Raw genomic sequence first — 26,883 nt, forward strand, 5'->3', positions numbered from 1 at the left:
TTACTCCTTAACCTTTTCAAGTTGAACCAGGAAGGCCTTGGTCTCCGGCGTTTGCGAGTTGCCATCGCCTACCGGCGGGGTCAGCGCATTGATCAGGAAACCAGGTCGGGCCAGACCCACAAATCCCCAGTGCAGCGGGATACCCACTTGGTGGACAACTTTGCCATCCACGTTCAGGGCTTTGATGCGCTTGGTCACCACCGCCACGGCCTTGATATAGCCACGGTTGGAGGACACCTTGACGCGGTCACCTTGCACAATGCCCACTTCCTTGGCCAGCTCCTCGCCAATTTCCACAAACTGTTCGGGCTGCACGATGGCGTTCAACTTCACGTGCTTGGTCCAGTAGTGGAAGTGCTCGGTCAGGCGGTAGGTGGTGCCCACATAGGGGAACTTGTCTACCGTACCCATGGCTGCCAGGTCGTCCTTGAAGATACGGGCTGCCGGGTTGGTCATGGCACGTGGTTCGTCAGGACTGAGCGGGTTGTAGCTCAGAGGGCTTTCAAAAGGCTCGTAGTGCTCGGGGAAGGGGCCTTCTGCCATGCCTTTACGGGCAAAGAAGCGGGCGACACCTTCAGGGTTCATGATGAACGGGCCCATGCCATCAGCCGGATTTTCATCGGCCTTGTAGTCAGGGATATCCGCACCACCCCAGCGCTTGCCATCCCAGTGAACCAGGCTGCGACGTGGGTCAAAGGGTTTGCCGGTCAGGTCACAGGAAGCACGGTTGTAGAGCACGCGGCGGTTTGCTGGCCAGGCCCAGGCCCAGTTCAGCGTCTGGCCGATTCCGGTTGGATCGCTATTGTCGCGGCGAGCCATCAGGTTGCCTTGCTGCGTCCAGGCACCGGCATAGATCCAGCAACCGCTTAGCGTGGTGCCGTCGTCGCGCAATTCGGCAAAGCCATCCAGCTGCTCGCCTGCCTTACGCGTGATCTTGCTTGGATCTTTGGGATCATGCAGATCCACCAGTGCGCGGCCCGAATATTCCTTGGCCAGTTCAGCGGCGGTTGGATCATCCGGGTTGGAGTAGGGCCAGGACAGGTTCAGGATTGGATCAGGGAAGGCACCGCCTTCTTTCTGGTACAGCGAGCGAATACGCGTGAACAGCGTACTCATGATCTCAATGTCGCTCTTGGCCTCGCCCGGAGGATTGGCGGCCTTCCAGTGCCATTGCAACCAGCGACCCGAGTTCACCAGTGCGCCTTCTTCCTCGGCGAAACAGGTGGTGGGCAGACGGAAGACTTCAGTCTGGATGGAAGCGGAATCGACATCATTGTGCTCGCCATAGTTCTTCCAGAACTCTGACGTTTCCGTAACCAGCGGGTCCATGATGACCATGTACTTGAGCTTGGAGAAACCACGCAGCAGCTTGGCCTTGTACGGTGCCGCCGCCAGGGGGTTGAAGCCCTGACAGATGTAGCCCGTCATCTTGCCTTCGTCCATCAGCTCGAACACTTGCAGCATGTCGTAGAGCTTGTCCAGCTTGGGCAGATAGTCGTAGGCCCAGTTGTTCTCGGCCTGGGCGGCATCACCAAACCAGGCTTTCATCAGGCTGACGTGGAACTTCTTGTAGTTGCGCCAGTAGCTGAGCTGGTTGGGGCGTAGCGGCTGTTGGGCACGTGCGCCGATGTAGCCGTCAAACTCTTTCTCGGCCTGGTTGGGCAAAGTCAGATAGCCGGGCAGCAGGTTGGACATCAAACCCAGGTCAGTCAGACCCTGAATGTTGGAGTGTCCGCGCAGCGCGTTCATGCCACCGCCGGCAATACCAATATTGCCCAGCAGCAGCTGGACCATGGCGCCGGTACGGATGATCTGCGAACCAATACTGTGTTGCGTCCAGCCCAGCGCATACAGGATGGTACCCGCGCGACCCGGTTCAGCGGTCGAGGCCAGCATTTCACAGACTTTCAGGAACTTGTCCTTGGGCGTGCCACAGACGCGTTCCACCATCTCGGGCGTGTAGCGCTCGTAGTGCTTGCGCAGCAGTTGGTAGACCGAGCGTGGGTGTTGCAAGGTGGGGTCCGTCTTGACGTAGCCGTCCTCGCCCAGCTCGTAGTCCCAGGAGGACTTGTCGTAGCTGCGTTTTTCTTCGTTGTAGCCCGAATACAGCCCTTGCTCGAAGTCAAAGTCTTCGCGCACGATAAAGGGCATATCGGTGTAGTTGCGCACGTATTCGTGCTGGATCTTGTCGTTGTCCAGCAGGTATTTGATGACGCCACCCAGGAAGGTGATGTCACTACCAGTACGTATAGGCGCGTAAAAGTCCGCTACGGATGCCGAACGCGTAAAGCGTGGATCCACAACGATCAGTTTTGCATTGTTGTGTGCTTTGGCCTCGGTCACCCATTTGAAACCACAGGGGTGCGCCTCGGCTGCGTTGCCGCCCATAATCAGCACAATATCCGCGTTCTTGATGTCGACCCAATGGTTCGTCATCGCTCCACGGCCAAACGTCGGGGCAAGACCTGCCACCGTCGGGCCGTGTCAGACACGTGCTTGGTTATCGAACGCCAGTACACCCATGCTGCGGATGACTTTATGGGTGACATAGCCCACTTCGTTACTACTTGCCGAAGCAGCCAGCATGCCGGTGGTCAGCCAACGGTTGACGACGGTGCCGTCTTCAGCAGTGGTCTGGAAGTTGGCGTCGCGGTCTTCTTTCATCAGCTTGGCAATACGCGTGAAAGCGTCTTCCCAGGAGATGCGTTCCCACTTGTCCGAGCCAGCGGCACGGTATTCAGGGTATTTGAGTCGGTTGGGGCTCTTGATGAAATCCACCAAGCCTGCGCCCTTGGGACAGAGTGTGCCGCGGTTCACGGGGTGGTCGGCATCGCCTTCAATGTGAACCACGCTGGGCTCGGCATTCATGGCGCCGTCACCACGGGAGTACAGCAGCACCCCACAGGCTACGGAACAGTAAGGACAGGTATTGCGCGTCTCTGTCATGCGGGTCAGTTTGTACTGCCTGACTTCCGCCATGGCGGGGGTGGGCGCAGCGCCCAGCAAGACCATGCTGGAACTGGCCAGCGAGGCCCCCGTCACTTTGAAGAACTGACGCCGATTCATGTTCACCATGCGGCTCTCCAATAGGATTGTGTTTTCGTGTTTGAAATCGTCAGGGGAGGCGCCTTGTGAGCTCTGCCCCTGTTTTATAGTTGAACAGTATAAGCGTTGAACTTATGGGCTACTGCCAAGAGGGCGTGTCTAATTGATCAAGGACAATCTTGATTCTATTGAGGTTTTCACGCCGGAGCCGCAAGTGTAGTCGGTGATGCGGGTATTCACCTACTATTTGCAAGGGATTTTTTCAATTTAGCGGGCTTGTTTGAAGTATTCGATCTGAAAGCTGCCGGGCAGTTCGAACTCCACGTGATGCAAAATTTGGGGTTCACAAAGTATTCATGCGTGAGTTGTAGTCGCAGATACGAATGTAAATATGCCCAATGCTGTGTTTTGAAAGCGCGCCTCTGACGTGTTCAGGGGCTTTTTTTATGGTCTGTTTGGATGTGTGTCTTGATCAGGATCAGCCGATAGGGCGGTCAGGGAGCACTTTCAGAATTATCTGACAGACCGGGATGGAACGGGACGGTAAGTTCAGGGTTCTCCGTTCTCTTACATCCTTAGGTTTGTCAGCCATGATGAATACATACTTGTTGACCACTGAAGATACTGATCCTCGTACCTTGCCCGAGCAGGCCGTGCTGTATGCCCATCTGTTGACACGAGATGCCATGAATGATGAGTGCGTGCGCAAGTTGATGGCCGCACCGCGTTTTGTGCGTTCGGACAAGGGGATTCCGTATGTGGTGCTCAAGGATATGCGAACGCATCGTTGGACCCTGATTCGTGCCTGGCGCGAGTATCTGGAAATCAAGCGCGAGCGTTTGGCCAGTCGCTTGGGAATCAGTGTGGCGGAATACAACGTGATTGAGAAAGGTCTTGTTCCATTGAGCCTGACGATGTTGGCTCTGTTGGCGCAGGGAATGGGTCTGGACGAGACGCAGTTGCAGATGTCTCCGTATCAGCCCGTGCTGGAACCTTTGGCTTTGAGCTAGTGCCAAGGGATCAAAAACAAAGCTACGACAGGAAAGAGCAGGTGCAGGCAGCAGCTTGTGCCAGGCTCGAAAGCAGTTCCGGCCCCATCACGTTTATCGCGTGATGGGGCTGGCTTTTTAAGTGCAGGATTTGGCTGGTTTTACTCGGCCGAGTCTTCGGTTTGCAGTTTCACTACCTGCTTGGCTCGGGTGTCGACATGCAGAGAGAAGATGTCGGGGCGCGAGTAGTGGCCGTAGACGTCAAAGTCCAGATTGGCCTGTTTGAGCAGGTCCATATCCAGTTCGGCGTACAGCTCGGTTTCTTCATCAAACACCGGGCCGGCCAGCACTTCGCCGGTGGGGCTGACGATCATGCTGCCGCCGTGCATCACGTAGCTGTCCGGAGCAAATTCGCCGGGCAGAGCAAATTCTTTCTGGAAGGACTCGGGGTAATTGTTCAGGCGGATGGCCTGGCAGGCGGACAGCACGAACACACGGCCTTCAACGGCGATGTGAATCATGGACGAGGCCCAGGTTGGGCGGTCGTCTGCCGTGGGGGCGCAGTACAGTTCGGTGCCTTGGGCATACATGGTCTGACGCAGGGTGGGCATGTAGTTTTCCCAGCAGATCACGTTGCCGATACGACCCATGGGAGTATCGACAGTGCCCATGGTGGAGCCATCGCCAAAGCCCCAGACCAGACGTTCCTGGCCGGTAGGCATCAGCTTGCGGTGGATGCCCACCACGCCTTTGCCGGGAGCCAGTGTCAGAGCGGTGCAGTACAGGGTGCGACCCATTTTTTCGATTACGCCCATGACGGTGTACACACCGGTTTGGGTGACTGCATCGGCCAGTGCTTCCAGTTCAGGGCCACCCAGGGTGACAGCGCCTTCCACATACATCTGGTACAGGGCACGGCCTTCGGGGCGGCGGTTGCCGATGACGCTGCCAAAGCTGATGCCTTTGGGATACCCGCCCAAAAAGGCTTCGGGAAAGACAGCCAGGGTGGCGCCATTGGCAGCCACACGCTGCAAGATGGCGGCGGCTTTTTCTACACTGCTGGCAGAGTCAAACGGGATGGATGCCGCTTGTATAACTGCAACTTTGCTCATAACTAGGTCTCCTTTAAAGGTCAGCCTGCGGACAAGTCCACGTTTTTGGTTTCAGGCAGGCGGGTATACAGGATCAGGAAGCACACCAGGGATACCGCAGCCAGGTACCAGGCCGGTACGTTGGGGTTACCTGTGTACTGGATCAGGGCAGCAGCAATGAAGGGGCCAGGGCCAGCCAGCAGTGCTGACGAGACGTTGTGGCCCAGTGCGGCGCCGGTCGAGCGAATCGAGGCGGGGAACACTTCCACCAGCAGCACCACGTTCATGACGGCAGAGATGGCCACCAGGAAAGCCATGATGATCAGGCCCAGCAGGATCAGCGCGGGTTTGCCGGAGTTCATCATGATGAAGATCGGGTAGGCCATGATGGTCAGACCCGCAGCGGCAAACAGCGCCAGTTTGCGACGACCGTAGTGGTCCGAGAAGCGGCCAACCAGCGGGTGCAAGATGCAATACACCACCAACGAGGCACTGCACAGCCACAGGGCCGAGGTCTTGCTCATGCCCAGGATGGAAACCAGGTGGTTATTGGCGTAGGTGATGAAGTAGTACAGCGACACCAGGAACAGGGCGGAGAACGCAAAGGACAGAACAAAGGCGTTGAACTTGTCCTTGGACGAGACGCGCTCCAGCGTGTTGTTGGCTTTCTTTTCCTGCAGCTCGTGGTAGACGGGGGTGTCGTTCAGTTTGCGGCGGATAAAGACCGCAATGAAGGTCATCACAATCGACAGCACGAAGGGCACACGCCAGCCCCAGCTGTAGACCTGGGCTTCGGTCAGCGTGGCGTTGATGGCGGCAGCCGTGGCCGTACCCATCAGGAAAGCGATACCGGCGGTAAAGGTCACCACGCTGGCGGCCGAGGCACGACGGTTGGAGGGGGCGCTTTCCACCAGGAAAATACCGGCAGCGGACCACTCGCCACCCACCATCATGCCTTGCAGGAAGCGCAGCACAACCAGCAAGATAGGAGCCGTAATGCCGATGGTGTCATAGCCAGGCAGCAGGCCAATCAGAGTAGTGAACACACCCATGCCAAAGACGGTAATCATCAGCACGGTCTTGCGGCCAAAGCGGTCGCCAATGGGGCCCAGAATCAGGGCGCCAAAGGGGCGCGAAACAAAGCCCACGGCAAACACGGCCAGGGACGAGAGCAGGGAAACGCCAGCGGCGTCGGATGGAAAGTAGATGCTGCCGATAATGGCTGCAAAGTAGCCATAAATCGCGAAGTCAAACCATTCCATAAAGTTGCCAATACCAACGGCAACAACTTGTTTTTTACTTAAGCCCGGCTGGCCTGGGGGGGCCGATTTGGCATGCGAAGGGGCGACGGTAGCAGTGCCCATAAAGATCTCCTCGAGCAGGGCAGGTGAATACCTGACCCTTATTGTGGTTGTGGCTGATTTTTAGTCTAATCAAGCCAAATAATTATTCAAACTAATTAGAAAAATGGCTTCCATTAATATTGCTAATATCAGGCGGATGGATCTGAACTTGCTGCTGGTGTTCCAGTGCTTGATGAACGAGCGCAGCGTGACCAAGGCCGCCAATGCCCTATTTCTGACCCAGGGCGCGGTCAGCGCGTCCTTGCGCAAGTTGCGGGTGGTATTCAATGACGAGCTGTTTACCCGTGGTTCGCACGGAATGACGCCTACGCATCGGGCCTTGGAGATTGCCCCGCAGATATCCGAGGCCCTGAAAAGCATCTCGGCGCTGGTCACATCCGAGCAGGAGTTCGATCCAGCTCGCTCCAGCCGGGTTTTTCGCATCGCTTTGTCCGACGATCTGGAAAATATGCTGGCCAAACGCATGATTCGCATGGCTGACGAGCAGGGCTGGACGATCAGTTTTTCCTTCTACCAAACCAATAGCTATTTGTGGCCGCAAAGCATGGTGGAGCATGGGGCGGATCTGGCGATTTGCTCCAGCCCTAAATTTCTGAGCACCATGCACAAGTCGCAAGTGCTGTTTTCCGCTTCCTATATCTGCATTTACGATAAGCAGTCCATTGCGTTTTCAACCCCCATCAGCAAGCAGGAGTATCTGCATGCTCATCATGGGCGGGTGTCCTTTGACGGCTTGCGCGGCTTTGTCGATGAACTCTTTGATGCCGAGCGACTGCAGCGCAAGGTCAAGGCCTCATTCACGCATTTTTCCGGGGCAATCAACGCCATTATTGGCAGCCCTTTGGTGCTGACCATGCCCGATTACGCCGCCCGCTCCTTTGTGGAATGCAATAGTCGATTAGCCGTCTCGCCGGTGCCATTGCGGGTGCCGTCTTTTGTGGTGTCCATGATTTGGGACATCAACAAGGAACATGATGAAGAAAGCCGCTGGTTGCGGCGTTTTGTGCTGGAGCTGACCGAGTCTGTCAGCCAGTGACGTGCTGCTGATACGATCCGGCGGCGTACTATTGCCCCTGTTCTGTTTTCTTTTCTACTATCCGCCATGCGAATTTTATTGATTGAAGACGAGCCTGATTTGGCCCTGTGGCTGACACGCAGCATGCAAAAGAAAGGGTTTGCAGTCGAGTGGTCCAACGACGGGATGGTGGCCTACCATCGTTTGCAGATCGAGGAATTTGATGCGCTCGTCCTGGACCTGGGCTTGCCGGGCATGGACGGACGTGCCTTGCTGGCACGTCTGCGTTCGGAGGATAACCGGACTCCCGTGTTGATCTTGACGGCTCGCGACTCCTTGCAGGAGCGAGTGGAAGCCCTGGAGTGTGGGGCGGACGATTTTTTGCCCAAACCTTTTCGTATTGAAGAGCTGGTGGCGCGCGTTAATGCCCTGATTCGTCGTAGCCGGGGCAAGGACAAACCGCGTATGGCGTGTGGCAGCCTGGTCTATGACTTGTCCACGCAGCGCTTTACGCTGGATTCGACGCTTCTGTCCGTGTCACCGCGCGAGGCCGAGGTGCTGCGTATTCTGGTGCAGCGTAGCGGAGAGCCAGTGAACAAGCAGTTCATCCTGGATCGGCTCAATGACAAGGATGAGGATGAAATCAATATCGAAGCTATCGAGGTATTGGTGCATCGCTTGCGCAAGAAACTGCAGTCCTCGGATGTCCATATCGTCACTTTGCGCGGCGTAGGTTATTGCCTGGAGCCTGTAAGCGATGACGAGCCTTAGCGTATTGCCTTATTGGGGGCAAATATGGCCTTAAGCAGTTTGCGTCGTACTTTGTTGTTCATGCTGATTCCTGCGGCCTTGCTGACCTCGGGCGTGTCCCTGTTTGTTTCCAGCATGACCCTGAAAGATCAGGTCAACGCCGCGTTTGACCGGGCCTTGGCCGGTGCCTTGAAATCAATGTCGTCCAATGTCTTGACCATCAGTGGCGGGCTGGCGATGGAGCAGTCTTACTACATGATGGAGTTCATGGAGTACACCATCAGCAGTCAGGTGTATTTCAGGGTGGCTACTGAAGATGGTTTATCGGAAATTGGCTTTACCGGTATGCCGCTGCCAGTGCGGCGTCTGCTCAGTAATCAGCCCGTTTTCTATGACGCTGAATATCTGGGAGAGCCCTTGCGCATCGCAGCAGTGGCGCTGGAATCGGATGGGCGCCTGCAGACTTATCAAGACAGCCGAATTCTGATTCAGGCTGGTGAAAACCTGAGCGAGCGCCATGCTTTCATACGCAAAGTCATTATCCAGAATTTGATTCAGGACGTGGCGGTGCTCAGCCTTTTCATTATTCTGATTCTGGTTGGCACCTTGCTGGCGCTACGCCCTTTGCGCAAGTTGAGCGCCGAGGTCCGGCATCGTTCCCCCGACAACCTGGAGCCGATCAGCGAGGCCAGCCTGCCGCGAGAGGTCCGGCCTTTGGTACAGACCATCAATTTGCATATGGATCGTTATGCACGCAAATCACGCGAGCAACAGCAGTTTCTGGACGATGCCTCGCACCAGTTGAAAACCCCCTTGGCTGTTTTGCTGACCCAGGTGGATTTTGCCCTGTCTCTGGCCAAGACCGATGAGATGAAGGAGGTGCTGGAGGCAATTCAATTACGCTTGAACAACACGGCTCAGATGACGCATCAAATGGTGGCCTTGTCCAGGGTTCGCGATGCTGCTGACCAGCTACGCACCCGCGCGGCCTTGGGCACAGTCGACTTGTGCCAGCAAGCCGGGCTGGTGGTGGATGAGCTCTGGAGCCTGGCGAGGTCCAAGCGTCAGGACCTGGGCCTGGACGCGCCCTCCACCCCTGTTCGGGTAGCCGGGGAGGCTTGGCTCTTGCAACAGGCTTTAAGCAATATGGTCAGCAATGCCATCAAGTACTGCCCACGTGCTGCATGCATTACGGTAACGGTGCGCAAGGAAGGGCCGGTGTGCAGCATTCAGGTTGAAGACGATGGTCCGGGTATGAGTGCTGATGATATGGCCAAGGCAGGCCATCGTTTCAGGCGCGGCGAGGCGGGGAAGGCCTTGCAGGGCTCCGGTTTGGGGCTGGCGATCGTACAGGCTATTGCACAGATTCATGGCGCCCGCATGAGCTTGCGGACAGGACCGCAGCAGCGTGGTTTGATCGTGCGTTTGGAGTTTGATTCGCTTGAACACTGATTGGATTTTCAGGGTATACCCTTGAAAATCGTGTTTTTTGGCGAAATTGAAAGGTAGGCGAAAGCTTCTCTCCGGTAAGGTCGCATCCATTACAACGACTAAGATCCTCCTGGAGGCGAATCAATGACTATCCACATGAAACTACGGGTGCTACTGGCCAGCAGTATTCTGGGCTTGAGCAGCCTGAGTGGCGTACAGGCTCAGCAACCCTCCAAGCCTGAGTGTATTGCTCCAGCACAGCCAGGCGGCGGGTTTGACCTGACCTGTCGTGTGGCCGTGAACGGTTTTCTGGAAACCAAGCTGCTGGAAAATCCCATGCGCACCGTCTATATGCCCGGCGGTGTAGGGGCGGTGGCCTATAACCATATCGTGGCGCAGCGTCCGGGCGACGGCAATGCGATTGCTGCTTTCTCGGGTGGCTCCCTGCTGAATCTGGCACAGGGCAAATTTGGCAAATATTCGGTAGAGGACGTGCGCTGGCTGGCGTCGATTGGCAGTGATTATGGCGTGACCATTGTGCGTGCGGACTCGCCTTATCAGGACCTGAAATCCCTGATGGAGGCCTTCAAGGCCGACCCGACCAAGATTGTTCTGGGCGCGGGTGGTTCCGTGGGTGGGCAGGACTGGATGAAGGCTGCGCTGACAGCCCGTGCTGCAGATGTGGATTTCCGCAAAATGCGCTTTGTTGCCTTTGAGGGCGGTGGCGAGGCGATGACGGCCCTGCGCGGTGGTCATATTCAGGCCTATATGGGCGATGCAGCCGAAGCTCACACCATGCTGGAGGGTGGGGCGCCTATTCGTATTCTGGCTGTCTTTAACGACAAGCGACTGGACGGTGCACTGGCCGAGATTCCCACGGCCAAAGAGCAGGGCTTTGATATTGAGTGGCCTATTATTCGCGGCTTTTATGTGGGCCCCAAAGTCTCTGACGAACAATATCAGTGGTGGGTTCAGGCGTTCGAGCAGCTGATGAAAACGCCCGAGTTTGCTCGCATGCAAACTCAGCAGGGCCTGTTTCCCTTCAATATGAGCGGCCAGGAACTGGATGCTTACGTAAAACAACAAGTACTTCAGTATCGAGAATTGGCTGACTCGTTTGGCCTGATCAAGAAGTAAGTTTTTACGCTACTCCCGGCCAGTTTGTGCCGGGAGTGCCGCCTGTCTGCCCCGTCGTCCATGGCGGGTGAATCCGGAGATTCCAATCATGACGCTGAATGATCGCGTACTAGGCGTGGGCGCGCTGGTGCTCGCTGCCTTGATCACCGCTTTTGGCTACGACCTAGAGCCCCCATTTTCCTATGAACCTGTTGGGCCCAAGGCCTTTCCCTTATTGCTGGCCTTGATCATTGCTTTATGCGGGCTGCGCCTGACTATCAAAGGTGGTGGTACTGTGCCTGCCAACCCCAATGGAGCCAATGGCCGCATCTTGATGATGGTGGCTTATCTGGCGGCCTATGCCTGGCTGTTTCAGTGGCTGGGTTTCATCATTGCCACCACGCTGATGGCTACTTTGGTAGGCCGTCTGTTTGGCGGTAGCTGGAAGCAGGCCCTGATTGGCGGGCTGGCGATGGGAGTGGGGCTGTTTCTGCTATTTGATTTGGGCCTGGATGTGGTTCTGCCCTACGGCATCCTGGGAGAGTGGTTATGAGCTCGATTCTTGATTATTTGAGCGTAGGCTTTGGTGTTGCTTTTTCTGCCCAGAATCTGCTGGTCGCCGCGATTGGCGCTTTTATCGGCACCATTGTGGGCGTGTTGCCTGGGCTGGGGCCGATTAATGGTGTAGCCATGCTTGTGCCCATTGCCTTTGCCATGAAGCTGCCCCCGGAGTCTGCTCTGATCCTGCTGGCCGCTGTGTATGTGGGTGCGGAGTATGGTGGTCGTATTACCTCCATTCTGATCAATGTGCCCGGTGAAGCGGCAGCGGTCATGACGACGCTGGATGGTTATCCGCTGGCGCGCAAAGGTTTGGCCAGCGTGGCTTTGTCCTTGTCGGCTTTTTCCTCGTTCATCGGGTCCACCATTGCCATCTGCGGCATTGTGCTGTTGGCTCCCATGCTGGCGGGTTGGGCGGTTGCCTTTGGCCCGGCCGAGTATTTTGTGCTGATGGTGTTTGCCTTTTGTGCGCTGACCAGTTTGTTGGGGGATGAGCCAGTCAAAGGTATCCTGGCCGCCATGCTGGGCCTGTTCATTTCTACGGTGGGAGTGGACGCCAACTCGGGGGTATATCGGTACAGCTTTGATATTCCGAACCTGGCTGATGGCATTGATTTTGTTGTTGTCGTGATTGGTTTGTTTGCTGTGGCAGAGATGTTGCAGATGCTGGAAAACCTGTTGGGTGGCGTGTCGATCGAAGTACCTAAAAGCAAGCGCAAGCTCTTTAACCTGAAAGAGCTGGGCATGACCTGGTGGAGCACCGTGCGTGGTGGCGTGATGGGTTTTTTCATCGGTATCCTGCCCGGTGCCGGGGCCAGTGTGGCCTCTGCAGTAGCCTACGCCAATGAGAAAAAATATATCGAAGGCAAAGATCCCAATGCCATGTTTGGCCAGGGCGATATGCGTGGCCTGGCTGCGCCAGAGGCGGCCAATAACAGTGCTGCAACCGGCTCCTTTATTCCCATGCTGACACTGGGCGTGCCAGGCTCTGGAACAACGGCGGTCATGATGGGTGCCCTGACGCTGTACAACATCACGCCGGGGCCGGTACTGTTTGAGTCGCAGCCACAGATTGTGTGGGGCTTGATCGCCTCCTTGATGGTCGCCAACGTCATGCTGTTCTTGATGAACGTGCCCATGGTGCGGGTCTTTGCCTCCATGCTGGCTATTCCTCCGCGCCTGTTGGTGCCTGGTATTTTGGCGATCAGCTATATCGGGGTCTATGCCATCAATGGCACGAGCTTTGATCTGCTGCTGGTCGTTGGTATCGGCGTTCTGGGCTACTTCCTGCGCAAGATGAACGTGCCCATGGCACCGATGGTGCTGGGAGTGGTTCTGGGCAATATGATGGAGCAGAATCTGCGTCGCGCGCTGTCCATCACGAACGGTGAAATCGGTATTCTGTTCGAGAGCAAAGTTTCAATTGCCTTGTGGATCGCGGCCGTTTTGGTTAGTGTAGGTCCGATCGTGCTGCGTCGTATTGCAGGGCGCAAGCAACTGCACGACGAGACATAAATAGGGAGACCCCACCGCTTCGGTGGGGCTTTTATCCGGAGAAAGTGCCAGGCTGCGGCCTGGCCTTGTTGTTTTTGTTATGGCTATCTGGTTTCGAATTGCCCTGGGTTTTGGGGTAGCCCTGCTTGGTGCCCTGGTGGCCAGTTGGCTAAGTATGCCTTTGCCCTGGATGTTGGGTGCCCTGATCTTGACGGCAGCTACCAAAATGGCAGGCAGTCCGGGGGCCTGCATGCCGCTGGCGCGCAACGCAGGTCAATGGGTTATTGGGACATCCCTGGGGCTGTATTTCACTCCGGCCATGGTGCATCTGATTGGCAGTAATGCTCTGTTTATAGTGATGGGCATGGTGTTTGCGCTGGTCTTGTGCTGCATAGGTACATTCATGCTGACCCGTTATGCCGGTACGGATCTGCGTACTGCCTGGTTTGCCAGTGCAGTAGGAGGAGCCAGCGAGATGACGGGGCTGGCGGAGCGTTATGGCGCACGTCCGGATCTGGTCGCCTCTGCACATGGTTTGCGGGTGCTGATGGTCGTAGTGATTATTCCCTTCGCGTTCGAGGCTTTGGGCTTTTCGGGGGAGCAGGCGGGAGCTGTCGTACGGCCTGATTTTTTGAACCTTCCTGGCCTGGCTCTGCTGGTGCTGTTAAGCAGTGTGGCCGGCTTCCTCTTTCAAATCTTGCGTTTGCCCAACCCTTGGGTGCTAGGCCCTTTGTTGGTGGTGGCCATTCTTACGTATAACGACATTATTTTGTCGGGCCTGCCGATACAAATTTCCAACTTGGGGCAGCTGTGCATTGGCTGGGCTCTGGGCGACAAGTTCGGGCCGGACTTTTTCCGTCGTGCTCCCAGGTATTTGGGGGTAGCTGCCATCAGTAACCTGATCAATCTGTGCTTGGCGTTTGCCTTCGCCTATGGCCTGTATAGGCTTTCCGATATTGCCTATCCCACGTTGGTGCTTGGCGTCAGCCCAGGCGGCATTGCAGAGATGGCGATTACCGCCAAAGTGCTGCAACTGGGAGCGCCGATGGTGACCTCCTTTCAGGTGGCGCGCATGGTTTGCGTGTTGGTGTTGACCGGACCTTTATATACCCGTCTTGCCCGCTACTTAAAACTGAGTTGAGGGCTGTTCGTATCAGCCTGATGAAAAAAGCCCGGTGTCTGACCGGGCTTTTTTTTTGCATCAAGAAAGGGTGGCTTGCGGCAGAGGGTTAGCGGCCTGGCGTGACTTTGCCATGCTCGCCGATCTCGGTCAGGCGCTCGCCCATCAGGGTGGCTTTCAGCATTTTTCCGGCTTGTGCCAGCTTGCCTTCGCGCACGCTCCAGTACTCCGCACTATCAATATGCACGCACACCAGCGCCAGATCGGGGTCGGTAATACCCTCGGCAAACCAGGCTTCAGTCATGGTGTTCCAGAAGCGTTCTTTCTGGTTCATGGAGTCGACCACGCGGGCCATACCGGACACCGACACATAGGTGTCGCTTTTAGGATCGGCATAGCTGACGTTCACATGCGGATTGGCGGTCAGATTACTGACCGGGTCACTGCTGCGCGACATGAAGAACCATAGCTTGTCATGCTCATAGTCCTCTTGGGTCGACCCCATTTTTGCCTTCTGGGTTGTCATGGGCCAGGCATGAAGTTCGCCATTGGCCGCATGGGTGACGAACATCGCAAAGCGGATGTCCTTGATAATCTCTTGCAGATGTTCAAAGGAAGATTCAATTGTTTCGTTCATGGCATCTCCTTGAGAAGGTTGAAGAGTTAAGACTGCTTACTTAATCACCCCGCAAGCAAAGCGTCCGCCACCGCCGCCCAGGGGCGCGGGGTGGTCGGAGTGGTTGTCACCGCCTTCGTGAATCATCAGGGAGCGGCCCTTGATCTGATCCAAGGACTTCAGGCGTGGGGCCAGAACGGGTGTGCTGGCGGTACCGTCAGCCTGTACATACAGGGCGGGCAGGTCGCCCAAGTGGCCGTTGCCCCATGGGAAGCCGTGCTTGCCGGTTTTTGCAGGATCCAGGTGGCCGCCCGCTGCTCCGGCAGGCGTTACCTTGCCGTCTTTTTCGCTGGGGGCGCAGCTGGCGTTCTCATGCACATGGAAGCCATGTACACCGGGTTTCAGGTTTTTCAGGTCTGGCGTGAAAACCAAACCATGCTCTGTCTGACGGACGCTAACCTGGCCGATCTGTTCGCCAGCACCGCTTTCGGTAGCCATATTCATGGGAATGATGACATCGGCCAGCGAGGGGGCGGATAAAGCAAGGGTGGCGCCTGCGGTGGCCAAGACCATTGCGCATCGCGCTTTGAAGGAAGAAAAACGCATAAGGCTGATTCCTTTGCTGAAATAAAACAGAAGGTTAGATCAGCCTAGCATTGCAGCCGCGCCATACAGTTAAGAGACGTTTCTCTTTGTCAGTAAAGTCGGCTCGGAAAAGAGATCAACCGTGGGCGGTACGCTGGTGGTTCCGAACGTGTCGACAAGCTGTGTCTTGGATTCCGTCATGCTGAAAAATATTTTGACGATTAGATGCCAGTTCCAAGCCGTTGCCCTGACTTCGTGCCAAAGCGATACAGTATGAAGAAAAAGGCCAGCCGGAATCAGTACTCTGCTTCCACCTCTTCCACGGACAGCAGTTCCTGGTGGTCGAAGTACAGATGGGAGCTGATTACGGGCGAGGATTCGTCGGCCTGCGCACTTAGTTCCAGGCAATCGCCGGACAGATAAAGATCAGTCAGCCGAGCGGGCTTGCCATTCATCCAGATTTTCCCGCTGACATCCTGATACCGCTGCTTGAGCTGCAAGCGATAGTCCGTCCCGTCCAGACCTTCCCATTCCCATTCGCCTGCCACCTGCGCGGGCACAATCCATTTGTAGATTTTGATGCCGCCTACATGCAGGATTTCGTCGGCTTCCCAGTCTCCCATATCAAAGGCGTGCGACACAATGCGCGCACCGGGTCGCAGCTCCTGCAACAAGCGCGGGCGCAGGATGGCATTGATGGTGTCCATCAAGTACAGCGTCACGATGGTGGCCTGGCTGAAGTCTGCGGTAAACAGATCCTCTTCCACAAAGTCCACCAGATACTCCACGCCGGCATGGCCGGCTTGCTCCATGGCATCGGCAACGCGCAGCGGGTCCAGTTCGACGCCTATGCTGGTGCAGTGGTATTTTTTGGCGGCCGCAATAACAATGCGCCCATCGCCACAGCCCAGGTCATACAAGACGTCCTTGCGCCCGGTTTGAGCCAGTTGCAGCATGGTGTCGATGACGCGGTCGTCGCTGGGGACGAAGGGTACGTCCAGAAAAATGTCAGGTTCCACGATGGAATGGTCGTCAAGGTCTTTAATCAGGTCTTTGAACAATAGCGGTCCTTATCAATGGTGTTGGGCGAAAATTCGTTTAAATTCGGCTATCTATAGTTTAAACCACAGCAAATTAAGCCAAAATTCGCTTTTTGTGTGGATATGGACGATCATCAGTCTATGTCAGACTTATATGGCTCGACCTCATCCACGCCCGCCAAGTTAAAAACCCGTCTCCAGCATATACGAATCTCGCCCAGAGAATCGTTACGTATTCGTTCCTTGGCCGATCACATGCAATATGCTGACCCGTTGGGACATGCACAGTCTCTGGGCATAGGCCCGGCTGTCTGGCCCTTGTTTGGCCTGGTATGGCCGTCCAGCATCCAGCTGGCGCGCAAACTGAAAAACCGCCCCATTCGTGCGGATGAAAGCATTCTGGAACTGGGCTGCGGATTGGGCCTGACCAGTCTGGTGATGCATAAACGTGGCGCGCAAATCCACGCCAGCGATTGCCATCCCATGGTGCCGCATTTCCTGAAGCTGAATCAGGCTTTGAATGGCTTGTCCGATCTGCCGTATGTCCATGCCCAGTGGGGGGAGCAATCTTGCCCTGATTTATTGGCTTCTTTGGGGCTGAAACCCGCCCGGCAGCGTTATGACCTGATCGTGGGCAGTGACCTGTTGTATGAAGGGAATACGCCCGCCCAATTAGCCCAACTGGTAGACCAGCGTGCGAAGAAACAGGCCGAAGTCTGGGTGGTAGACCCGGACCGGGGGCATCGCAACAAATTTACTCAGGAAATGTCGCGCTACGGTTTTGAGCTGGTACGACAGGTCTGCTTGCGCGATCGCCCCATTTTGATGCCCGAAGGCAAGGAGGTGTCTTACAAGGGGCGTTGTTTGCAGTATCAGCGCAGTTAGAAAAAACACATCATCTCAGGCTTTTTTACCTGAGGGGCTGGAGTCAGTCAGCGCTAGCAGAAGCCCCACACAAATCGGACAGGGGACCGATTTGTGTGGGGCTTTTTTATATTCAAACAGGTTTGCTTGAGGCCGGCTGCTTTCTCAGGGATTCGGCGGCGCAAAAGGCGAGGGGGCTGATGGCCGTGGCGGTCGTTGCGGATAAGCCGAGGTCCCGAAGTTCGAGCCCATGCGATTGCTGCTTGTTGCCGGATTGACCAAACCCATTGCATTCGGGCCTTTCTGGATGATGGCTTCAGACCCTAGTCCTGGCGCGCCGGGTGTTGTGCCTGCTTTGGGCTGCATTTGCTGGCTCAAGCAATCGTAGGACAGGGCCGCCTGTCCATCCACTACTACACTGACACAGCCGGGAGACACATCGGACGGGGGCCTTTTTGCGCCTTCAGTCTGCGTGTTTTCCTGGGCCATGCTGCCTGCCTGAACCAAAAACAATAAGAACAAAAGGAGAGGGCGCATAGGGTGGTGCCAATGAAAAGAAGTCACACCATAACGGCGTTCGGGTTCCACACACCCTAGCGCAAGCCTTCACTTTTCTGGGTGAAGTTTTCATGACAAAGGCGGCGTATTTTGCCGCTGTCATGGGGGCAGGCACCTCGTGCCGTTGGGGACGAGTCTTCCTGTTTGGCCCCCGCCGTCCAGAAAGAATTATGAAGTTTTTGTTACAAACGAAAGTTTTCGATTTCTGCTGCGTCTAGATGTCAACGAGTCGCGCGGCGTGTCGTCCCAGCAGGGGCACACCGAAACAGCGCTCATCAGATTGAGGATCGGAAGCATCGTGATGCCAGCAGAAATTTCAGGGCGCAACGTCCGTTTGTCCGGGTGGAGGGGCCACCCCTTTTGTGCTGCGCCAGTGATGGCGCTGGCTTTGTTGCTGCCTCATAGTGCCTTTGCGCAGGCTCAGGGCAAGGTCAACATCAATGAATACATTGTGCGTGGCAATACCGTGCTGGATGCCCGCAGCATTGAAAAAGCGGTCTACCCCTTTTTAGGCCCCGAACGCAGCCTTGAGGATATTGAAAAAGCGCGCGACGCCTTGCAGGAAGTCTATAACGCGCAGGGCTATCAGTCGGTTTACGTGGACTTGCCCGAGCAGGCGGTGGCCGATGGCGTGGTGTTTTTCCAGGTCACGGAAACCAAGGTAGGCCGTGTGCGCGTGGTCGGTGCTGAACACTATTCGCCGCTGGCCATTCGTGACGGCGTGCCGTCCTTGCAAGAAGGTCAGGTGCCGGATTTCAGCAAGGCGCAGGCGGAACTGGCGGAGCTCAATCGCGGCGCCAGTCGTCAGGTCATGCCGATGGTGAAAGAGGGGCGTGTGCCCGGCACCATGGACGTGGATCTGCGCGTTGACGACAAAAGCCCCTGGAGTGCCAGTGTGGGCTTGAACAATGATTACAGCGCCGACACCAGCAAGCTGCGCGGCATGGTCACTCTTGGCCACGACAATCTTTGGCAAAGCGGCCATACCTTCTCCCTGACCTACTTCACAGCTCCGCGTGATATGCAGGATGCCAAGGTCTGGTCGGCGGCCTACACCATGCCTTTGTCCCCGCGCTGGAGCCTGGCGTTCTCTGGCTACAAGTCTGACAGCGACGTCTCGACTGTTGGCGGTACCAATGTGCTGGGCAAGGGCCAGTCTTACGGCATTCATGCCACCTACACCTTTCCGCAGTCCGGCTCCTGGTATCACACCGCCTCGATTGGCATGGACTACAAGGATTTTGAAGAGCAAACCCGTTTTGGTGAGACCAGTGACCGCGTGCCGCTGACGTATCTGCCCTTCACGTTGGCCTACAACGGCTACCGCTATACCGAAGACTCGCAAACCAGTGTCGGCCTGACCTTGACGGGCGCCAGCCGCAGCCTGTTTGGCCTGAACAGCGAGTGGGAAGAGTTCGACTACAAGCGCTGGATGGCCAGCCCCAGTTTCATGGTGTTCAAGGGCGATCTGAACCACACCGAAACTTTTGCCAAAGACTGGCAGGCCTATGGCCGAGTGGGCTTTCAGATTGGTTCAGGTGCTCTGGTTTCCAACGAACAGTTTTCGGCCGGTGGCGCGACCAGCGTGCGCGGTTATCTGGCCGCTGAGCGCAGTGCAGACGATGGCTGGATGGCCAGCGTCGAACTGCGCACCCCCTCGCTGGCCCGCTGGATTGGCCCCTCGGTTAACGAGTGGCGCTTCTACGCCTTCAGCGACGTTGCGCGTTTGCGCTTGCGTGACCCCTTGCCTGAGCAGGAGTCCAGCTTTCATCTGGCCAGTGTGGGCATCGGTACGCGTCTGCAAATGTTTGACTGGCTGTCCCTGCATGCCGACTGGGCTTATCCCCTGACGCAAGGCGTCAACACCGAACGACACGATCCGCGTGTGCACTTCAGCCTGCGCGCCTCCTTCTGACCCCCTTAGCCAGAACAATCTGCCTGATTTTGTTCCCGGAGTAATTCGATCATGAAACGCCTTCTTCTTTTGATGCTTGCCATGATGGTGGGCTGGCTGCCCGCCGTGGCGCAGGCCTGGTGGCAGCCTGACTGGCAGTACCGCAAGCAAATCTCTGTTGATACTACGCCTGAAGGCGCGGCCATCAGCGAAAACGTAGGTCGCACCCCCTTGCTGGTGCGTCTGCATACTGGCAATTTTTCCTTTGATGGCACCAATGAAAATGGCTCGGACCTGCGCTTTGTGTTCGGTGATGATCAGACCGTGCTGAACCACCAGATCGAGAGCTTTGACCCCTTGATGGGCATGGCGCTGATCTGGGTGGATATTCCTGAGGTGATGGCCAGCCAGAAGCAGGATATCTGGATGTACTACGGCAACGAGAAAGCCCCGGTGGCTTCCAATGGCCAGATTACCTTCGATCCCAACTACACCCTGGTCTATCATTTTGATGGCGCTGCTGGTGCACCTTCGCGTGACAGTACGGCGTACACCAACCACGCTCAAACAGCCCCAGCGGGCGTGATTGACGGCGTGTCCGGACGTGCCGCCCAGTTTGTGGGTACAGCGCCCTTGATGCTGCCTGCCAGTCCTTCCCTGGCCGTGCCAGCAACCGGTGCTTTTTCGTTCAGCGCCTGGGTGCGTGCAGATCAGCCCCAAGGCCAGCAATTGGTCTATGCCCGTCGTGATGGTGCCAACAGCTTTCTGATCGGTCTGGACCAGGGCGTGCCCTTTGTTGAGATCAATGGCCAACGCAGTCCTGCCGGTGCCCCCTTGTCGCCCAGCACCTGGCAGCACCTGGCCGTGACAGCCGATGGCAGCCAAGTGATTCTGTACGTCCAGGGCCGTGCCACGGCTTCCCTGAATGCCAGCCTGCCACCACTGAACACGGTTGCCGCTTTGGGTGGTGATGTCCCCGGCACCTTGCTGGCCGCGCCTGCTCCTGTGGCGGCTGAAGTAGCTGACGGGGCCACGCCCGGTGTCGCTGCCTCTGCCGGTGCCGAGGCCACAGCGCCTGTCGCCGCTCCAGTCGCTAACTATGCTCCCTTTGTTGGCGCGATCGACGAGCTGCGCTTGTCCAAGATTGCTCGACCTGCTGCCCTGATCTACGCCGATGCCCTGGCACAAGGAGCCGAGTCTCGCCTGATTGCGTACGGTGCGGATGAAGAGCAGTCCGGCTTCGGTTTTGGTGCTCTGGGCTTTCTGTTGAAAGCTGTCCCGATGGACGCCTGGATTGTGATCGCCGTGCTGGTCTTCATGATGTTCCAGTCCTGGGTCATCATGTACCGCAAGAGCCGTCAGGTGGGCCGTGTGCAAGAAGCCAACCGTCAGTTCCGTGCTGCATTTGGTGAGTCCGGCGGCAAGCTGGATGCGGTACAGACCGACGCCAAGGCCGAACAGAACTTTGCCCATTCCTCTTTGTGGCGTCTGTACCGCATGGGGGTGAAAGAGCTGCACAACCGTCAGGCCCAGGGCATGAAGGCCTTGTCTCCCAACACCATCGAAGCCATCCGCGCTTCCATGGACGGTGTTCGCACACAAGAAAATCAGGCACTGGGTGCACGTCTGGGCATTTTGTCCAACGCGATTGCCGGTGGCCCTTACATCGGTCTGCTTGGCACGGTGCTGGGGATCATGGTGGTGTTCCTGGGAACCGCGATGGCGGGTGATGTGAACATCAATGCAATTGCTCCCGGTATGGCTGCTGCCTTGCTGGCGACTGCAATGGGTCTGTTCGTCGCGATTCCGGCCCTGTTTGGCTACAACCGCCTGATTGGCCGCAATAAAGACGTCAGCGCGGATATGCGTGTGTTTGTGGACGAGTTTGTGACTCGCCTGGCTGAAATTCATGGCCAGAACAGCGCGCCCGGCAAAACCAAACACGACAAGCACGAGGCGGCATTGGCTCAAGGCGCTGACCTTGATCTGGCCCACGCCCAGGCTGCTGGCTCGGCATAAGGAACGGACATGGCAGCCCTACGAGACGACGACGATGACGGCGCAGCCGTTGACGGCATCAACATTACCCCGCTGGTTGATGTGCTGATGGTGGTGCTGGTCATGTTCATCCTGACCGCCACCGCACAAATTTCCGGCATTCAGGTGAATTTGCCCAAGGCCAGTTCCACCGTATCCCTGGTTCAACCCAAAACCAAAGCCATCTCCGTGAACGAAGCGGGCCAGGTGTTTCTGGATGCCTATCCGGTGACCCTGCCCGAGCTGGAAGACCGCCTGCGTACCGAGAAAGCCCTGAACCCGGATTTCCCGGTCATTGTGCGCGGCGACAGCATTGTGCAGTACCAGAAAGTGGTGGAAGTGCTGGATGTGTTGCGGCGCTTGGAACTGTCCCAGGTCGGTCTGGTGACCGGCAAACCTCAGTAAGTTAATTGGTGTTCTAACGATGTTGCCAAACTCATCCAAACCGCAAGCCAACCAACGCGCACGCTGGCGTCGGCTGGCCATCAGGGGGCTGGTTGTGGTGCTGGTGGCGCTGCTGGGCTGGTGGGTCTGGAAATGGGCCAACGACATGGCAGGGATCAAGCGCCAGGTGCCCAAAGAGCCCATGTTGATTCCTTTGCCGCCACCGCCTCCTCCGCCGCCCGAACCCGAGCCGCCACCGGAGCCTGAAGAGCCCAAAGAAGAGGAAGTGGTCGAGCCGGAGCCTGAACCCGAGCCTACGCCGGTTGAAGAGCCCCAACCGCAGGATGAAGCGCCACCTACGCCATCGGACGATTTGTCAGACCCAATGCAGATGGACAGCGACGCCCAGGCCGGTACTGACAGTTTCAACATCAGTGCCGGACAGGGACGAGGCATGGGCGGCAGTGGCGGTGGCCGTGCAGGCAATGCCACCTATAGCCAGTACCTGGCCTATGCGCTGCAAAAAATCCTGCGTGAGGACAGCCGCACCCGCAACTTGCTCTACCGCGTTCAGGTGCAGTTGTGGTTGACCGAAGACGGGTCCATTACCCGTGTCGCCCTGGCGCAGTCCTCGGGCGATACCGAGATTGATGAGGCCTTGGTAGCTGCCTTGCGTGAAGTCGGGCGCTTGAGCGAGCGGCCACCGGCGTCGGTAAGCATGCCTATCCGAGCCCAGGTAACGGGTCGTAGGCCCAGTTGATTGTCTGCCTTTTTTGACCGAATGATTTGGAGTGCGCTTTTCATGAAAACCCATCCTAGTCGGCTGGCTTGCGCGGTGGCGCTGGCCTTGACCTGCACCGCTGGCCCTGTGCTGGCTCAGGCTCCATCCCAGAACGCCACCGTTAACCTGATTCGTCTGCTGGTGCAGCAAGGCGTCTTGCCCCAGGCTCAGGCCGATGCCCTGGTGGCTCAGGCCGAGGCGGAAGCGGCCCAGGCTCGTAAAGCCGATATTGGTGCAGCAGGTGCCGCCCAGGCCCGGCCAGGTGATGTGCGTGTCACGTACATCCCGGAGACGGTGCGTGAGCAGATCCGCGAAGAAGTGAAGAATGAAGTGATGTCGCAAGCCAAGGCCGAGAACTGGGCCCAGCCCAACACCTTCCCGGACTGGGTGTCGCGCATCACGGTTGAAGGCGATGTACGCGTGCGTAACGAGTCGCGCCTGATGGATGGCGCGAACAGTAACGAGTTGATCAACTTTGCGAAGTGGAACGACAACGGCCCCATTCCTACCGTGGTCGAAAACAAGCCCTATGGTTTGAAGATTCCTTATCTGAACAGTCGCCAGGACCGCCGCAACCTGTGGCGTATCCGTGCTCGTCTGGGTGTGAAAGCGACGCTGTCCGAGCGTTGGGAGGCCGGTATCCGCCTGGCTACGGGCAGCGATGACAATCCGGTGTCCACTTCCGATACGTTGGGCAACGGCATGGGCAAGAAGCACCTGTGGCTGGATCAGGCCTACTTGTCTTACCGTCCTGCCGATTGGGCCACCATTGTGGCGGGTCGTGCCTCCAGTCCCTTTGATTCCACGGATCTGCTGTGGTCGTCTGACTTGAATGTCGATGGGATTTCTGCTGCCTTCAAGCACGCGATGTCGGATCGTCCAGTGACCGTCTTTGGCAATCTGGGTGCCTATGCGCTGGAATACGCCAACACGCCATGGGATCGCAACAGCCTGTCCGAAGGCTCCAGCGAAAACAAATGGCTGCTGGGTGCGCAGATCGGTGCCGAATGGAAGATCAACCAGCGCAACAATCTGCGCGGCAGCGTAGCGTACTACCACTTTGACAATATCGCCGGCCAGCGCTCCAGCGCGTGTACTTTGTACTCGTCCAGCGATGTGTGTGACACAGACTGGTCGCGTCCGGCCTTCATGCAAAAGGGCAATACCGTCTTCCTCTTGCGTGACATCCGTCAGTGGTCGGCAGATCCCAAGAACTGGAACGAATGGCAATACGTGGGCCTGGCCTCCAAGTTCAACTTGCTGGACGTGAACATGCGCTGGGATACCGAAGTCATGAATGGCTTGAACCTGCGTTTGGCCGGTAATTACGTGCGTAACCTGGCTTACGACAGCAACAAGATGGCGGATCGTGCCGGTGGTTTGTACAACATTGCCTCCAACGGTACTTACGATGCCTCCGGTAACCCGACCGGTATCGAAAGCGGCGGCAATGCCTGGATGGTTCAAGCGACCTTGGGCAGCAGCCTGGGCTTGAAGGACAAGGGCGATTGGCTGGCTTTTGCGGGCTACAAGTACATCGAACCGGATGCCATGCCCGATGGCTATAACGATTCTTCCTTCCACTTGGGTGGCACCAATGCACGTGGCTACTTCCTAGGTGCAGGTTATGCCTTCGAGAAGAACGTAACCGGCCATCTGCGCTGGAGCAGCTCCAAGGAAGTCTATGGCGCACCGCTGTCTATCGACATCATCCAGCTTGAACTTAACGCCAGGTTCTAAGCCATGAAGATATTGAACTCATCCTGGAAGCCGTGTGTGCAGCCAAGTGGGCGCAAGCCTTTTCTCATGACGCTGGGCGCGCTGCTGCTGGCGGGCCTGGGCCAATGGGCTGGCCCAGCCATGGCACAAAAATCGGATATGGAGGAGCGGCTGCGCACGCAGTTGCGCTCCAGCACGCAGCAATTGCAGCAGTTGCAAAGCCAGCAAGCGCAGCTGACGGCCGCCAAGACGGCTGCAGAAACCGAACGTGATGCGGCCCGCAAGGAGGTCGAGCAACTGAAGGCCCGTTTGGACAAGGCCAGCAAGCAGGCGCAAAGCTTGCAAGACGAGCAGGAGGGCATCAAGACCTCTGCGCGTCAGCAAGTGGCGGCAGCGCAATCGCAATTAGGCCGTGCGCGTAACGAGTTTGAAACCTTGCAGGTGCAAGCTCGTGCCACTGAAACGCAGCGTGCCAGCCTGGCGTCCAGTCTGGCCCAGCGCGAAGAGGAACTGGGACTGTGCACGGCAAAAAACAAGGAATTGTATGCAGCCGGGAAAGAAATCCTGGCGGCGTATGAGCAGTTCAGCACGGGCGACTTGCTCAAGATCCGACAACCGCTGGCCGGCTCTGCACGCGTGAAGTTCGACGAGCACGCGCAGGCGCTGGGCGACAAGCTTTATGACGGCTTGTACACGCCCGGTGCCACGTCGTCGGAACAGCCGCCTGTCGCGCCCTGAGCCTTATTGATTGATACCCACAAGGAATATGTATGACTGACTCCCAAACCATCCAATCCGTCTCCTTGAAGCAATTGCAGGAGTTGTTGCAACAGATGGGCTATCGCGTGACCGAGTCCGAGCAGGCTGGGAATCGCCAGCTCTTGTCGGCTTCGCAAGGCATTGGTTTTGCGCTGCGCCTGGGTAATCCTGCGCATGAGGCGGACCAGGCACTGGATTACACCTTGAGCTGCGCTTTGCGCGTTCAAGGCGAGATGCCTGCCGGTATCGAATCGGCCTGGAATATTGGCAAGCGTTTTGCTCGCCTAGCGGTACAAGGCGAGTTTCTGGTGCTGGAAATGGACGTTATCGTGGCCGGTGGCGTTGCACCAAGCTACCTGCAAGCTACCGCTGAATTGTGGGACCGCTTGTTGCAGGAATTCCTGCTGTTTTTGCGTCAGCATGCGGCGGCGAATAATGAAGCCCAGAGTGCCGACAAGGGTGAAGCGGTTGCTGTTCAGCCAGAAGTAGCCCAAGAGACTACTGCGCCTGTCGACGCTGAACAAACTGAAGCGGCACAAGCTTGAATCAGGTGAGCACGATGACACACCCCAAATTTCTGCTGCAAAGTGTGCTGGCTCTGAGCCTGTCGGCCCTCTTGGTGGGTTGTGGGAAAAATGGCGATGCTCAAGCCCAGCAGCCGCAAGCTGCCGGGCAACAAAGCAGCGCTCCGGCATCGACGGCAAAAAGCAGTGCTGCGACGCCTGCGGTCGCCACGCTGGGACAGGTGGTGGTCAGCCAGGACGAGTTACAGCAGTTCCTGCAGGTTTTGCCCGCAGCACAGCGTGAAGCCATGCGTAATGATCGCGTGGTGCTGGAGCAGTGGCTGCGCAGCCGCCTGGCCGAGAAAGCCGTGGTAGAGCAGGCCAAGGCTCAGGAATGGGACAAGAAGCCCGAGATACGCAGTGCCATTGAAGAAGCGCAGAATCAGGTGATCCTGCGCAGCTATCTGCAATCCGTGTCTGAACCTGCAGCGGATTACCCGTCCGAGCAGGATCTGCAAACGGCTTATCAGGCCAATCAGGATCAGTTCCAGTTGCCGGCCATGTATCGCTTGAGCCAGATCTTTTTAAGCGTGCCGGACAAGGACGAACAGGCTTTGGCGCAAGCGAAGAAACGGGCCGATGCCTGGGTCAAGCAAATGCGCGAAGGCAAGGCGGATTTTGCGGCGCTGGCCAAAGAGCATTCGGACGAGAAAATCAGTGCCGAGCGGGGTGGCGACAATGGCTTTTTACCGATGAGCCAGCTAGTGCCTGCCATGCGTGCCACGGTTGCCAAGCTGGAACCGGGCCAGCTGAGTGATCCGATTGTGCAGGCCGATGGTGTGCATATTCTGCAATTGACTGATCTGCGCCCGGCCAGCGTGCGTTCGCTGGAGGAAGTGAAGCCGGCGCTACGCGATGCCTTGCGTCGTCAGCGACAGCAGGAAGCAACGCAGGCCTATGTGGCTGGCATGCTGGATGCCGATACGGTAAGCGTGGATGGCAAGGTGTTGAGTCAGTTGTTGCAGCAGACCCCATAGTCTTGAACCCTGGGGGTGATGCTGGCTGTTTGTACCGGGAAAAATGTTGCAGGCAGCAGGCAGCAGGCAGCAGGCAGCAGGCAGCAGGCAGCAGGCAGCAGGCCCAGGGGCAGGGCGGGTGAAGGAGAATGGC

Annotated in this window: 24 protein-coding genes; 17 read left to right on the forward strand and 7 right to left on the reverse strand. The window is 57.1% G+C overall.

Annotation, left to right across the window (positions count from 1 at the left end; translation table 11 throughout):
* Complete coding sequence (gene fdnG / locus MID00_RS09830; RefSeq protein ID WP_254500260.1) at positions 1–3,075, reverse strand: formate dehydrogenase-N subunit alpha; 3,075 nt, start codon at positions 3,073–3,075, stop codon at positions 1–3.
* 560 nt (positions 3,076–3,635) lie between these two features.
* Between fdnG and MID00_RS09835 the strand changes: the two genes are divergently transcribed.
* Complete coding sequence (locus MID00_RS09835) at positions 3,636–4,055, forward strand: helix-turn-helix transcriptional regulator (RefSeq protein ID WP_009463451.1); 420 nt, start codon at positions 3,636–3,638, stop codon at positions 4,053–4,055.
* Between the two features lie 140 nt (positions 4,056–4,195).
* On the opposite strand, the gene MID00_RS09840 is transcribed toward MID00_RS09835, so the two are convergent.
* Both MID00_RS09840 and MID00_RS09845 read right to left on the reverse strand, forming a co-directional pair.
* On the reverse strand, positions 4,196–5,146 hold the full coding sequence (locus tag MID00_RS09840) for a carbon-nitrogen hydrolase family protein (RefSeq protein ID WP_021447211.1): 951 nt from the start codon (positions 5,144–5,146) through the stop codon (positions 4,196–4,198).
* A 20-nt stretch (positions 5,147–5,166) separates the two neighbouring features.
* Entirely contained in the window at positions 5,167–6,489 is a 1,323-nt protein-coding gene (locus MID00_RS09845) for an MFS transporter (protein ID WP_009463449.1), read from the reverse strand.
* A gap of 136 nt (positions 6,490–6,625) precedes the next feature.
* Here MID00_RS09845 and MID00_RS09850 point away from each other — a divergent pair, with 136 nt between their 5' ends.
* The 7 genes from MID00_RS09850 to MID00_RS09880 all read left to right on the forward strand — a co-directional run bounded on the left by MID00_RS09850 (position 6,626) and on the right by MID00_RS09880 (position 13,994).
* Positions 6,626–7,525 (forward strand): LysR family transcriptional regulator, encoded by a 900-nt coding sequence (locus tag MID00_RS09850; RefSeq protein ID WP_021447210.1) that lies wholly within the window; start codon positions 6,626–6,628, stop codon positions 7,523–7,525.
* A 66-nt stretch (positions 7,526–7,591) separates the two neighbouring features.
* Positions 7,592–8,275, forward strand: a complete 684-nt coding sequence (locus MID00_RS09855) for a response regulator (protein ID WP_254500261.1) — start codon at positions 7,592–7,594, stop codon at positions 8,273–8,275.
* A gap of 24 nt (positions 8,276–8,299) precedes the next feature.
* Positions 8,300–9,706, forward strand: a complete 1,407-nt coding sequence (locus MID00_RS09860) for a sensor histidine kinase (protein WP_035270193.1) — start codon at positions 8,300–8,302, stop codon at positions 9,704–9,706.
* A gap of 123 nt (positions 9,707–9,829) precedes the next feature.
* Positions 9,830–10,822, forward strand: coding sequence for a tripartite tricarboxylate transporter substrate binding protein (locus tag MID00_RS09865; RefSeq protein WP_021447208.1), 993 nt, complete (start codon positions 9,830–9,832; stop codon positions 10,820–10,822).
* 94 nt (positions 10,823–10,916) lie between these two features.
* Positions 10,917–11,354 (forward strand): tripartite tricarboxylate transporter TctB family protein, encoded by a 438-nt coding sequence (locus tag MID00_RS09870; protein ID WP_031232925.1) that lies wholly within the window; start codon positions 10,917–10,919, stop codon positions 11,352–11,354.
* On the forward strand, positions 11,351–12,874 hold the full coding sequence (locus MID00_RS09875) for a tripartite tricarboxylate transporter permease (protein ID WP_009463441.1): 1,524 nt from the start codon (positions 11,351–11,353) through the stop codon (positions 12,872–12,874). The genes MID00_RS09870 and MID00_RS09875 overlap by 4 nt, the downstream gene beginning before the upstream one ends.
* Positions 12,875–12,953: 79 nt before the next feature.
* Positions 12,954–13,994 carry an AbrB family transcriptional regulator gene (locus tag MID00_RS09880; protein ID WP_035270197.1) on the forward strand — a complete coding sequence of 347 codons (1,041 nt, stop codon included), beginning with the start codon at positions 12,954–12,956 and terminating at the stop codon, positions 13,992–13,994.
* An 88-nt stretch (positions 13,995–14,082) separates the two neighbouring features.
* On the opposite strand, the gene MID00_RS09885 is transcribed toward MID00_RS09880, so the two are convergent.
* From MID00_RS09885 to MID00_RS09895, 3 genes are all read right to left on the reverse strand, one after another.
* Complete coding sequence (locus tag MID00_RS09885) at positions 14,083–14,610, reverse strand: pyridoxamine 5'-phosphate oxidase family protein (protein ID WP_026483698.1); 528 nt, start codon at positions 14,608–14,610, stop codon at positions 14,083–14,085.
* Positions 14,611–14,646: 36 nt separating this feature from the next.
* Positions 14,647–15,195: a superoxide dismutase family protein gene (gene sodC, locus MID00_RS09890; RefSeq protein ID WP_009463437.1), complete on the reverse strand. Its 549-nt coding sequence runs from the start codon at positions 15,193–15,195 to the stop codon at positions 14,647–14,649.
* Between the two features lie 275 nt (positions 15,196–15,470).
* Positions 15,471–16,235, reverse strand: a complete 765-nt coding sequence (locus tag MID00_RS09895) for a class I SAM-dependent methyltransferase (RefSeq protein WP_254500262.1) — start codon at positions 16,233–16,235, stop codon at positions 15,471–15,473.
* 120 nt (positions 16,236–16,355) lie between these two features.
* Here MID00_RS09895 and MID00_RS09900 point away from each other — a divergent pair, with 120 nt between their 5' ends.
* Positions 16,356–17,099, forward strand: coding sequence for a methyltransferase (locus tag MID00_RS09900; protein ID WP_051316297.1), 744 nt, complete (start codon positions 16,356–16,358; stop codon positions 17,097–17,099).
* Between the two features lie 144 nt (positions 17,100–17,243).
* Here MID00_RS09900 and MID00_RS09905 read toward each other — a convergent pair whose 3' ends face one another.
* A complete protein-coding gene (locus tag MID00_RS09905) occupies positions 17,244–17,567 on the reverse strand; it encodes a hypothetical protein (protein ID WP_254500263.1) in 324 nt (107 codons plus the stop codon).
* A 445-nt stretch (positions 17,568–18,012) separates the two neighbouring features.
* Between MID00_RS09905 and MID00_RS09910 the strand changes: the two genes are divergently transcribed.
* The 8 genes from MID00_RS09910 to MID00_RS09945 are packed head-to-tail and all read left to right on the forward strand — an operon-like array spanning position 18,013 to position 26,750.
* Entirely contained in the window at positions 18,013–19,551 is a 1,539-nt protein-coding gene (locus MID00_RS09910; RefSeq protein ID WP_021447205.1) for a ShlB/FhaC/HecB family hemolysin secretion/activation protein, read from the forward strand.
* Between the two features lie 51 nt (positions 19,552–19,602).
* Positions 19,603–21,549, forward strand: a complete 1,947-nt coding sequence (locus MID00_RS09915; RefSeq protein WP_254500264.1) for a DUF2341 domain-containing protein — start codon at positions 19,603–19,605, stop codon at positions 21,547–21,549.
* A 9-nt stretch (positions 21,550–21,558) separates the two neighbouring features.
* A complete protein-coding gene (locus MID00_RS09920) occupies positions 21,559–21,972 on the forward strand; it encodes a biopolymer transporter ExbD (RefSeq protein ID WP_009461843.1) in 414 nt (137 codons plus the stop codon).
* A 19-nt stretch (positions 21,973–21,991) separates the two neighbouring features.
* Entirely contained in the window at positions 21,992–22,711 is a 720-nt protein-coding gene (locus MID00_RS09925; protein WP_254500265.1) for a TonB family protein, read from the forward strand.
* Positions 22,712–22,753: 42 nt separating this feature from the next.
* Entirely contained in the window at positions 22,754–24,472 is a 1,719-nt protein-coding gene (locus tag MID00_RS09930; RefSeq protein ID WP_009461847.1) for a putative porin, read from the forward strand.
* Between the two features lie 36 nt (positions 24,473–24,508).
* Positions 24,509–25,189, forward strand: coding sequence for a hypothetical protein (locus MID00_RS09935; protein ID WP_009461849.1), 681 nt, complete (start codon positions 24,509–24,511; stop codon positions 25,187–25,189).
* A gap of 32 nt (positions 25,190–25,221) precedes the next feature.
* Positions 25,222–25,755, forward strand: coding sequence for a YbjN domain-containing protein (locus tag MID00_RS09940; protein ID WP_115634478.1), 534 nt, complete (start codon positions 25,222–25,224; stop codon positions 25,753–25,755).
* A 14-nt stretch (positions 25,756–25,769) separates the two neighbouring features.
* The gene (locus MID00_RS09945) at positions 25,770–26,750 is read left to right on the forward strand and encodes a peptidylprolyl isomerase (protein WP_254500266.1); all 981 of its coding nucleotides are present in this window, start codon (positions 25,770–25,772) and stop codon (positions 26,748–26,750) included.
* Positions 26,751–26,883: the final 133 nt, after the last annotated feature.

The organism is Alcaligenes sp. NLF5-7, assembly GCF_024266725.1.
Lineage (GTDB): Bacteria > Pseudomonadota > Gammaproteobacteria > Burkholderiales > Burkholderiaceae_B > Alcaligenes > Alcaligenes phenolicus.